Source organism: Burkholderia theae, assembly GCF_048565265.1.
Taxonomy (GTDB): Bacteria; Pseudomonadota; Gammaproteobacteria; order Burkholderiales; family Burkholderiaceae; genus Burkholderia; species Burkholderia theae.
This window is the reverse complement of record NZ_CP183462.1, coordinates 1,994,257-2,006,793: the sequence shown is the minus strand read 5'-3', so window position 1 is coordinate 2,006,793 and position 12,537 is coordinate 1,994,257. Positions and strand designations below refer to the sequence as shown.

At 60.2% G+C, this 12,537-nt stretch carries 3 protein-coding genes; all 3 read left to right on the top strand.

Annotated features, from left to right (window positions below):
• Positions 1–123: 123 nt before the first annotated feature.
• The 3 genes from ACN22W_RS26475 (at position 124) to ACN22W_RS26465 (ending at position 12,532) form a co-directional block, all read left to right on the top strand.
• A complete protein-coding gene (locus ACN22W_RS26475; RefSeq protein WP_419687680.1) occupies positions 124–1,434 on the top strand; it encodes an MFS transporter in 1,311 nt (436 codons plus the stop codon).
• A 721-nt stretch (positions 1,435–2,155) separates the two neighbouring features.
• Positions 2,156–12,172: a hemagglutinin repeat-containing protein gene (locus ACN22W_RS26470; RefSeq protein ID WP_419687679.1), complete on the top strand. Its 10,017-nt coding sequence runs from the start codon at positions 2,156–2,158 to the stop codon at positions 12,170–12,172.
• Positions 12,173–12,532 (top strand): hypothetical protein, encoded by a 360-nt coding sequence (locus tag ACN22W_RS26465; RefSeq protein WP_419687677.1) that lies wholly within the window; start codon positions 12,173–12,175, stop codon positions 12,530–12,532.
• The last annotated feature ends 5 nt before the right edge of the window (positions 12,533–12,537 follow it).

Below are 12,537 nucleotides of genomic sequence, written 5' to 3'. Positions count from 1 at the left end.
GCCGCATTTTCCTGCCCGCGACTCGCGCGTTCGACGCGAGCCGGGCGCCGGCCCGCACGCTTCGTGGCGGCGCCGGCGAGCATTCACAGACAGAGCACGGCTCGACCTCGAAGGAGGAGACACATGCAAGCGGAACTGGAAACCCGTGTCGCGCGGAAACTGATGTGGCGCATCATTCCGTTCGTGATGCTGCTTTACTTCGTCAGCTTTCTCGATCGCGTCAACGTCGGCTTCGCCGCGATGACGATGAACCACGCGATCGGCCTGTCGCCGACCGCGTTCGGATTCGGCGGCGGGCTGTTCTTCATCGGCTACTTCCTGTTCGAGGTGCCGTCCAACCTGATTCTTCACCGGGTCGGCGCGCGCATCTGGATCGCGCGCGTGATGATCACGTGGGGCCTCGTGTCGGCCGTGTCCGCATTCGCGGCCGGGCCGACCAGCTTCTACGTGCTGCGCTTCCTGCTCGGTGTGGCCGAAGCCGGGTTCTTCCCCGGCATCATCCTGTACCTGAGCCTGTGGTTCCCCGCGAAGCAACGCGCGGTGGCCGCCGCGTGGTTCATGGCGGCCGCGCCGATCTCGACCGCGATCGGCTCGCCGCTGTCCGGCGCGATCATGCAGATGCCGCCGATGTTCGGGCTCGCCGACTGGCAGATGCTGTACATCGTCGAAGCGCTGCCGGCGGTCGTGCTCGGTTTCGTCGTGCTCAAGTGCCTGACCGATTCGCCGTCGAAGGCCGCGTGGCTGCGGGCGGACGAGCGCGACTGGCTGATCGCGAAGCTGAAGGCCGAAGCCGACGCGCGCCACACGCATGTCGGGCACACGGCCGGCGCGTGGCAGGCGCTGCGCGATCCGCGCGTGCTGGCGCTCGCGCTGATCTACTTCGGCACGTCGGCCGGGCTGTACACGCTCGGTCTGTGGGCGCCGCTGATGGTCAAGCAGTTCGGCTTCACCGCGTTGCAGACAGGCTTGCTCACCGGCATCCCGAGCATTGCCGCCGTCGTCGCGATGATCGCGTGGGCGCGGCATTCGGATCGCACCGGCGAGCGCACGTGGCACGTCGTGATTCCGTGCGTGCTTGCGTGCATCGGTTTCGTGTTCGCGGGGCAGGCGAGCACCGCGCTGCTGACCGTGCTCGCGCTGGTCGTCGTCAACATCGGGATCAGTGCCGCGAAGGCGCCGCTGTGGGCGATGCCGAGCGCGTTCCTGTCCGGCGCCGGCGCGGCCGCCGGGATCGCGATGATCAACTCGATCGGCAATCTCGGCGGGTTCGTTGGGCCGTTCGCGATCGGCTGGCTGAAGCACGTGACGGGCGGGTATGCGGCGGGGCTCTATGTGGTGGCGGGCACGCTCGCGGTGTCGGCGATCGTCACGCTGATGTTGAGTCGGAAAGGCGCGAGGGAAGAGGCCGTGGCGGGCGTGCGGCATCACCCGTAAGCGCGGCGCGTGCACCGAAACGCCGGACCGGGTGCGCATTGCGTGCCCGTCCGGCGTACTGCGTCATGACGTGCGATCACGCATGCGTCAGCGTCACCGTATAGCACCGACTTCGCCCCCATCACTGCGCATGGCCTTTTCCCGGCGATGGCCAATGCCCGGCGGTCGTGAACTTCCGTTCCGGACGAACATGACGCACCAGGTAAAGGTCTTTCACACACTGCATCTCGATTATCTGTAAATCAAATGTCAATTGATTATTGATAATCGTTGAAAAGCAGAGAATATCAAGAATTGATAAATCGTGTCGTTTCGATGGACGGCGGTGTGTTTGCCGATGTATTAATGTCCGCTCGCGCCCACTTCGCGTGCACATGCCGTGCGGCGGCTGGTCCAGACCATTCAGCCGATCGCTTCTGAGAGAGCCGGACGTATGACTTCATATAACGAAAATCTTGTCGAGCATTACCGCTCATCGATCAACAATGCTGCCGTGCCCGAAACCATCGCGCAACGCGCTCTGAAAAACGCTTGCATGGTCTCAAGCATCGAATGCATCGTGCATTGAATCCTGCCCATTTGCGCAGACGTTGCCGTCTCGCCTGAACAACGCTTGACATTCTTTAACGCGTATTCGCGGCCGCGTGTCAGTTTTGTAGTCGATCATTTGGCGATCCAGTCGCCGTAGTGCGAATCGGGAATCTCGGGGTAGATAAAAAGAATGAACAAGAATCAATATCGTCTGGTGTTCAGCCGCGTGCGCGGCATGTTGGTCGCTGTCGAAGAAACGGCAAATGCAACGGGGAAGACCAGCCGGGGAGAGTCGGTTTGCTCGACTGCTGGCAGCGTTCAGCGTGTGCTCTCGCGGTTCGCGCTTCGTCACGTGGCCTTTGCGGCACTGGTAGCAGGCGGTGCAACGCCGGTTTGGGTCGATGCCCAGGTGGTCGGCGCAGGCGCGCATGCACCGTCGGTGATTCAGACGCAAAACGGTATTCAACAGGTCAACATTACGAAACCGTCAGGTGCGGGGGTTTCTCTTAATACCTACTCGCAATTCGATGTACCGAAGGCTGGCGTTATCGTCAATAACTCGCCGGTGCTGACGAACACGCAGCAAGCGGGTTATATCAACGGCAATCCGAATTTCGGCGCGAACGATGCGGCGAAGATCATCATCAATCAGGTCAACAGCAATAATCCTTCGCAACTGAAAGGTTTTGTCGAGATTGCCGGGCAACGCGCCGAAATGATTATTTCCAATCCGTCCGGATTGGTTGTGGACGGCGGTGGTTTTATCAATACATCGCGCGCAATCCTCACGACTGGAACCCCGAATCTGAATGCGGACGGATCGTTGGCCGGTTTCAACGTTACCCGCGGCCTGATTACCGTGCAAGGCGCGGGCCTGAATGCCACGAATGTGGATCAGGTGGATCTGATTTCCAGGGCGGTGCAGGCGAATGCCGCCATTTACGCGTCGAACCTGAATGTCGTGACCGGCGCGAATCAGGTGAATCACGACACGCTCCAGACGACCCGAATTCAAGGCGACGGCGCTGCCCCTGCCGTCGCGATCGACGTGGGTCAATTGGGCGGTATGTACAGCAACCGGATTTTTCTGGTCGGGACCGAGGGGGGCGTCGGGGTCCGAAACGCCGGGACGATCGCGGCCGATGCAATGGGCCTGACGCTGACGACGGATGGCCGATTGGTGCAATCGGGCAAGGTCAGTTCGCTCGGCAGCGTCGCGGTATCGGCGGCAGGCGGCATCGAGAACAGCGGTACGACTTACGGTCAGCAGTCGGTATCGCTGAATACCGGTGCCGATGTCGTCAATACCGGCACGGTAGCCGCGCAGCACGACGTGGGCGTGACGGCGGGGTCGCTGAACTCGACGGGCCTGCTCGGCGCGGGCGTGGACAGTAACGGTGCCGTCACGCAAGCCGGCGACCTGCAAGTCACGACGACGGGCCAATTGAACGCGACGGGCAAGAACGTTGCGGGTGGCAACGTTTCGGCGACAGGCTACGGTGTGAACCTCGCAGGCAGTACGACGGCCGCGAACGGCAACCTGTCGATGACCGCGACGGGCGGCGACGTGAATCTCGCCAACGCGACGACGAGCGCCCAAGGGGCGGTGACGGCAAACGCCGCCGGCACGGTCATCAACGACCATGGCAACCTGACGAGCGGTGGCAGCACGACGCTGACGGGGGCCAACGTGTCGAACCAGAGCGGGAGTGTGTCGTCGCAAGGGCCGCTGTCGGTGACGGCCGCTGGACAGATTGCCAACCAATCCGGCTTGCTGGTGTCCGAAAGCACGATGGCACTGCGTGGTAACACCATCGCGAACAATCAAGGCACGATCCAGAGCGCGGGCCGCGCGACTGTCGACGGAAGCACGATTGACAATACAGCGGGACGGGTAACGTCTGTCGGTACGGATGGACTGGTGTTGACGGCGACCGGTCAGCTCACGAACGTGGCCGGCACGACGGCGAACGGCGCGCAAGGCGGCGTGATCGGTGGCAACGGCGATGTGACCGTGCAAGGCGGCAATATCGTCAACCGGGCGACGATCACGTCGAACACGAATCTTCGTGTTGCCGGCCAGTCGATCGACAACGACAGCGGGACGCTGAAGGCTGCGCAGAACGTCGCGGTCGATGCGGGCGCGCACCTGTCGAATAGCGGCGGCGCGATCACCGGCCAGACGGCCACCCTGTCCGGCACGACGCTCGACAACAGTTCGGGCACCGTGCAGGCCGATCAAGTGTCGTTGAACGCAACCAACGTGGTGAACCACGCAGGGACGATCACGCAGACCGGCACCGGCGCGATGACGTTCAATGTGTCGAACACGCTCGACAATTCGAGTGGCGGCACGCTGCAAACCAACAGTACCGACCTGACGCTTGCTCCTGCATCGCTGGTGAACGACGGAGGCACGATCACGCATGCCGGTACCGGCACGCTGACGCTCGGCAATGGCGCGGGATCGATTAGCAACGCGGGAGGGGAGGTCGTCAGCAACGGGCAAATTTCGGCTCAATCCGCGACGCTCGTTAACACGAACGGAATCATTAGCGGCAAGGCGGGCCTCGCGGCAACCGTAACCGGGACGTTGAACAATTCGAGCGGCAAATTGCTGTCGAGCGGAAACCTGAGCGTCAATGGCGGCACGCTGACGAACGCAAACGGCGTGATCGGCTCGGCCGCGAACGCGACGATTCAGGTCGTCACGCTGACCAACAGCGGCCAGATCATGGCGGGCCAAACGGCTACTATCGGCGCGACATCAGTCGATAACAATTCGGGCACGATTCAGGGCGCTCAAGTCGGATTGACGGCGAGCAATGTATCGAATCAAGGCGGCACCATCACGCAGACCGGAACCGGTGCGATGGCCGTCAACGTCTCTGGCACGCTCGACAATTCGAACGGCGGTACGCTGCAAACCAACAGTACCGACCTGACGCTCGCTCCCGCAACGCTGGTGAACGACGGAGGCACGATCACGCATGCGGGCACCGGTACGTTGACGCTCGGCAACGGCACGGGGTCGATATCGAACGTTGGAGGGGCGATCGCGAGCAACGGGCATGTCGTCGCTCAATCCGGCTCGTTGAACAACACCTTGGGTTCGATTACCGGCCAAACCGGCTTGACGGCCACGGTTGGCGGCGCGCTGAACAATACAAACGGCAAGCTGCTGTCCAATACGGACCTCGGCATCACCGGCGGCACGCTGACGAATGATGGCGGCCAGATTGGCGCGAGCACGAACGCGTCGATTCAGGTCGGGTCGATGACCAACCAAGGCGGATCGATTGTCGCCCCCAATCTGTCGGTCACTGCGAGTTCGACGCTCGACAATAGTGGCGGCAAACTCGAAGCCAATCAGCTCGCGCTGACAGCGAAGGATTTGACGAATCACGGCGGTACCGTGACGCAGTATGGATCGGGGGCGATGGGTATCAATGTCAGCGACACGCTGGATAACTCGGCGGCCGGTGTCATCCAGACGAACAGCACGGACCTCACGCTCGCCCCGGCCCAATTGAACAATGCGGGCGGTACGATTACGCATGCCGGCACGGGGACGCTGACGATCGAGCCAGGCAACGGCGCGAGTGGGCTTAACAACGCAGCGGGGACCATCGTCACCAAGGGGCAAGCGGTTGTCGACGCGAGCAGTTGGGACAACTCAGGCGGCATTTTTGCCGCTCAGCGCGGCATTACCAGCACGATCGCGGGCGACGTGAACAACGCGCAAGGGCTGATTCGCTCGGGTACGTCATTGTCGCTGGCGAATGGTGGCGCGTTGGTGAACCAGGCCGGGCATATTCAGGCAGGTCAGCAAACGGCGGGTGACACGAGCACGCTCTCCATTCAATCCGGTTCGATCAACAACGCGGACGGCGCGATTGCCGACCTTGGCGGCGGCAAGATGACCGTGCAAGGTGGCAGCCAGATCACCAACAGCCACGCGGGCAACGTGCAGGGCATGGGCGCGATCACCGGCAACGGCGATGTAACGGTCAGCGCGGCATCGATTTCCAACACGCAAGGCGGGCAACTGAGCGGCGCAAGCCTCCACGTTCACGGGGCGACCTTGGACAACAGTGGGGGGCAAATCGGTAACGTCACGAATTCGAGCGGAAACGTGGATGTGACGACGAGCGGCGCGATCACGAACACAAACGGGCAAATCAGCTCGACGCACGACCTGACGGTAACGGCCTCGACGCTGCAAGGCGGAGGCGCGTACAGCGCGACGCACGATGCCAACGTGAACCTGCAGGGCGACTACACGGCAACGTCCAATACTCAGTTCAACGTCGGTAACAACCTTGCCTTTACGCTGCCCGGCACCTTCACGAACAACGCGACCCTGCAATCGGTCAACGGCCTGAGCGTCGACGCAGGCAACATCGTCAATACCGGCGCGTTGTCGGCGGGTGGGCTGCTGCATACGCAATCGGGCAACCTGTCCAACACAGGGGCATTGGTTGGCGGTAGCGTGTCGCTCAACGCAACGGGAACGGTGTCGAACGTCGGGCCGACTGCGTTGATTGGCGCATCGGACAGCAACGGCACGCTTGAAATCCTCGCGAACGATATCGAGAACCGCGACGATACGACCGCGACCGATGCAATGGCAACGACCGCGATTTTCGGTATGGGTAAGGTCGTGCTCGCGGGCGGCAAGGATGCGAGCGGCAATTACACGAACGCGGCGCTGGTCAACAACTCGTCGGCGTTGATCCAGTCCGGCGGCGACATGGAATTGCATGCCGACAAGGTGACGAACACACGCCGCGTGATGACGACCTCGACCGGCTCGATTGATCCGTCGACGTTGGCACAGTTTGGCGTTCCCATTAAAGGCCAGACCGGGCAAGTCGGCGTGAAAGACCCGACCAGCATCGGCGGCGTGTATACCGATCCGCCCCACGGTGGCCAGTGGAACAGCACATATCAGTACACGACCTATTACGCGGACAGCGCGACCGCGACGACCGTGACGAGCATCAGCCCGGCCGCGCAAATCGTGTCGGGCGGCAGTATCAATGCGTCGACGGTTGCCAACCTGCAGAACTACTGGAGCAGCATCACGGCGGTTGGCAATGTCCAGATGCCGAAGAACTACGATGCCAACGGGTTTGCCGCCACAGGTCAGCAGGCGCCGAGCGTGACCGTGTCGTATTCCGGCCAGTATCACTACAACAACTACGACAATAGCGAATACAACTGGCAATTGCCGTTTGGCAATGCTCCGTTCGTGACGGGGCGTCCGGGTGGCTACACGCAGGCCGCGCCGGCATGGGTCAAGCAATATTCGTTGCCGGGCTACGATGCGACTCTGGGTTCGAACGGGACGATCTCCGGCACGGGTGTCAGCATCAACAACACGGCCGGCAATGCGTCGATTCCGTCGCTTGGTTTGCTGCCCGGACAAGCGGTGGCAGGGCTGACGTATGGCACGGTCAGCGGTAGCGCCAGCGTGTCGAAGACCGCGGGCGGGATGGTGAACGGGACAATCTCCGGTTCGCCGGTGCAATCGGCGACAGTGAACGGAAAATCCGTTGCGCCGGTCGATCCGGTCATCGCCAGCGCGACGGCGCTGAACGTGCTGAACAACCTGACCATTCCGCAGGGTGGGTTGTATCGGCCGGACCCGTCGCCGAACGCGAGCTACGTGATCGAGACAAACCCGGCGTTCACGAACCAGAAGAACTTCATTTCGAGCGACTACTTTTTCGGTCAGCTTGGCGTCGACCTCACCCATATTCCGAAGCGCCTGGGTGATGGCTTCTATGAGCAACAGCTCGTTCGGAACGAGGTGACGGCACTGACCGGCAAGGCGGTGCTGGGTCCGTACTCGGATCTGCAGACGATGTACGAGTCGCTGATGGCGGCGGGTGCGGCGCTGGAGAAGCAACTCAATTTGCCGCTCGGTGCGAGTTTGTCGGCCGATCAGGTGTCGAAGCTGACCGGCAACGTCATCATGATGGAAACGCGCGTGGTCGACGGCCAGTCGGTGCTGGTACCGGTCGTGTATCTCGCGCAGGCGAACCAGCAGAACATCAACGGCCCGCTGATTACTGCGACTGACATCGACTTGAAGGACGCGCAGAACTTCACGAACAGCGGCACGATGAAGGCGGACAACACGCTGTCGATTCAAGGCAAGCAGATCGACAACGCGTTCGGTGCACTGCAAAGCGGCGGCCTCATGTCGTTGACGACGACGGGCAATGTCGATTTGACCTCGGCGCAGGTGAAGGCCGGCAGCCTGAATCTGAATGCGGGCGGCGACCTGATTCTCGATACTGCAGTGAAGACCGACACGCGGGTAAGTCGTGACGGTGCGACGAGTGTCACGTCGACGCTTGGGCCGGTTGCGCAACTCAACGTAACGGGCGATGCGGCGATCAAGACGGGAGGAAATTTCCAGCAGAACGCGGGCAACTTGTCGGTCGGCGGTAATCTTGGCATGAACGTCGGGGGTAACTGGGATCTCGGTGCGGTCCAGACTGGCGAACACAAGATCGTGCAGCGCGCGAACGGCGTGTCGAACACCGACATCAACAATGTAGTCGGCAGCGCGGTGAAGGTCGGCGGCGTATCGAGTATCGGCGTCGGTGGGGACATCACCGCGCAAGGTGCGCAAATTGAGTTCGGCCAGGGTGGCACGGTTGCGGCGAGGGGCAATATCTCGCTTGGCACGGCGAGTGCGACGTCGACCGTGAACAGCAATAGTTCAGGCAGCGACAGTCACGGCAGCTACGCGGAAACGCTGCATACGTCCGACCAGGCGCTGACCGCTACAACGCTCAAAGGCGGCGATACGGTCACGCTTGCGTCGGGTAAGGACCTTACGATCAACGGCAGTACGATCAGCCTCGACAAAGGCAATGCGAACCTGCTGGCAGCAGGCGATGTGAACATCGGCGCGGCAACCGAAACGCATGAGCTGAATTCGCACGAAACACACAGCCACAGCAATGTCGTAAGCGGCGCGAATGTTGCGAGCGGGATCGACCAGACGGCGACCTATAGCCAGGGGAGCACGGTGTCGGCCGACGGTGTCAACATCGTCAGCAACCGAGACATCAATGTGACGGGCAGCAACGTCGTTGGCACGAACGACGTTAGGTTGCAGGCAACGCGCGACGTCAATATCAAGACCTCGCAAGATTCGACTCAATCCTCAAGCTATTACGAGAAGAAGGAATCGGGTCTCCTCACGAATGGTGGTCTTTCAGTGACAGTGGGTTCACGCTCGACCGCGCAACAAGACGAAAATAGCTCGGTAACGAACAAAGGGAGCGTGATCGGATCGTCGCAAGGCAATGTCACGATCCAGGCCGGGAAGAATGCGACGATTACGGGTAGCACGGTCGTCGCCGGCCAGGATGTCGGAATCACGGGCCAGAATGTGACGGTGAACGCTGCGTACGACACCTACAAGGACGCGCAATCGCAGCAGTTCAGCCAATCCGGTTTGAGCGTCGGATTGGGGGGCGGCTTGGTTGGACTCGGGCAGTCGATGGCAAGCGTGGTTCGCCAAGGCCAGCAGTCGGGCGATTCGCGTCTCGCGGCGGTACAGGCCGTTGCAGCCGCCGAACAGGCTTATCAGAACCGTGGCGGGATCAAGGATGCGGCCAATGCACTGTCGAGCGGTAACGTGAGCGAGGCCGCCAAGGGCGTTCAGGTGCAGATCAGCATCGGTTCGAGCCATAGCAGCAGCAATTCAACGACATCGATCACGAGCGCGAAAGGTTCGTCGGTCATCGGTAACGGCAACGTATCTATCACGGCGACTGGTACGCAGGACGCGAATGGAAACGCTCAGGCGGGCACTGGGAATATCGCGATGACCGGGGCGACGGTTCTGGGCAAGAACGTCGCGCTCGATGCGAACAACGCGATCACGCTGCAAAGCGCGCAGAGTACTGAGCAGGACACGAGTTCGAATAGTTCCAGCGGGTGGAACGCCGGAGTTGGGATTGGGGTTGGAAAAAATACCGGTATCAGCGTATTCGCGAACGGTACGAACTCGCACGGCCAAGGCAACGGCGACAGCGCCACGCAGACCAACACGACCGTTACGGCAGGCAATGCGCTGACGATGCGGTCGGGCGGTGATACGACGCTGACCGGTGCACAGGTATCGGGTGATAAGGTCAAAGCGGATGTCGGTGGCAACCTGACGATGACGAGCGTTCAGGATACGTCGAACTACGCCAGCAACCAGCACAACAGTGGCGTCAGCGGCAGCTTCACGTTCGGTTACGGAGGCGGGGTTGACGCGTCGATCGGCCATACCGGCATCGACGCCAACTATGCGTCTGTGAATCAGCAAACAGGTATCGTGGCTGGCAAGGGCGGTTTCGATGTGAGCGTGGTGAACCACACGCAACTGAACGGCGCACAGATCGCCAGTGCGGCACCGGCCGAAAGTAATACGCTGACGACGGGAAGTTTGGGTTTCTCGAACATTCAGAATTCGATGTCGTATTCGGCGTCGTCGGAAGGTTTTTCAACGTCAAGCGGTCCGAGTTTTGCGCAGACAAGTGATCATGCGAGCGGTGTCACGCAGGCAGCGGTGAGTCCGGCGAAGATCGTTGTGAAGTCCGATCAGCAGAATGACACCGACAGCACGGCGGGTCTGTCGCGTGACACGACGAGCGCGAATCAGACCGTACAAAACACTTTTAATTTGCAGCAGGTTCAGAACGATCTGGCTTTCGCGCAGGCATTCGGCAAGGCAGCGACCTTCGCGGTTGCGGAAGCCGCGACGCAGCTTGAGAACAGCAGCCCGCAAATGAAGGCACTGTTTGGTGAGGGCGGGGCGGGGCGGGATGTGCTGCACGCGGCGGTTGCTGCGATCGGCGCAGCGTTGTCCGGCGGTAACATCGGCGGTGCGGTAGCTGGCTCGCTGACTGGTGATTTGTTGCAGTCGCTGGCGCAGCCGATCATTGATCAGGCAGTTAGTCAGTTGCCACTGGATGCACAGGCGGCGGCGCGCAAGGCGTTGAATGAGATTGTGGCGACCGCAGGCGGTGCGGCGGGTGGCGCATTGGCTGGTGGCGGCTCGGGTACGCTTGCGGGTGCGGGGGCGGCCGCGAACAATGAGCTTTACAATCGCCAACTGCACCAAAGCGAGGCCGAAAAGCTCCAGCAACTTCAGAAAAATCAGTCACCCCAGGAACAATATCGGCTTGCTGCAGCGGAATGTGCGCTCGTGCATTGTGCAGACAATATCCCAGATAGTGATCCGAGCAAGGCCATACTGCAAAAGATGCAGAATGACGGGGCGCAGTTTGCCTACGAGAAAGATGTTCTGACGAAGGCTGGTGCATTTGATGGATATAGCAAGCTGGATCGCCTGAACGATGCTTACGATCGAAATCAGGTTTCGAATCGCCTTATGGGGGCGGTGCAAGGTGTGACTGGCGTGGCGACTGGAACGGCCGCGGCATTGGGTGGTTGCTACACCCTGGTTGCTTGTATCGCGGGCGGTGCTGTTGCGGGTATAAGCTTCGATTATGCGAAAGCGGGCTTTACTCAGGCCGTAAACGGTAATCCGACGCCGACTTATGGTGAGCTGGCGCTGCAGAGTCTAGGGATGAGTCCGGGAGCGGCCGCGATGACGTACGCGGCATTGGGTCTCGGAGCAACGGTTGGTAGTGTGGCCGCAAATAATGCGGCGGTACAGGCAGCCGCGAAGGGGGTGCCTCAGTCGAGCGAGTCGGTGCAGGCCGGGATTAAGAATGATCTGGTGCAGCAGGTTGCTGATTTGCGGTCAACCTTGACGGGTAGCGCAAAAACGAGTGGAAACGTGGGTGTTGCGCAGATCAATATTCCGGGTATTCAGCCGACGATGGCAGCATCGAGTCAAATTTCTACTCCAACAGCAGAGCAACAAGCCTTGGGGTTCGTAGGAAAGGTGCCAGAGACGTTTCCTAGCTCTAACGTATGGACGTCAGGGAATGATCCAATTCTTCTTAATCGAAGTGCCGATTCTGAGGCTAAGATACTGAATAACATTGCTGCTCAACTTGGAGATAATACGTCGGTTTCTGGGACTATTAATCTGCTTACGGAGCGTGCCCCGTGTACAAGTTGTTCGAATGTGATTCAGCAATTCGAGAGTAAATATCCAAACATCAAAGTTAATGTGATGGATAATGGCGGTGTTATTAGGCCAACCAAAGCGGGTAAATGAATGAGCTCAAGCAACGAAGATCGAGTGCCATACGAAACCATTAAGGCGTGGGCGTTGGATGCATATTTCAACTTCTGTAGAGACAACGCTCTTATGGAAGGGGCTTCTCATAGGGAAGTGCTGGGGCACGTCGACCTAAATTTCGAAGGCGTGTATGAATCTCAGATCGAAAATCTAATGCTTTGTGTTGTTCAATTGGTCCTGTCGGGTGGATGGTATCCGGACGCCGAGCGGAGTATGAGAAAGAAGATCGCCGATAAAATTTCGGTAGAAGGGCTCGATAATCTCTTGCAAGGCGTACCGTCTGAAGAGGCTGATTTGTTCAAGCACGATTTGAGAATTTTGAAATTCATTCAATGATGGCC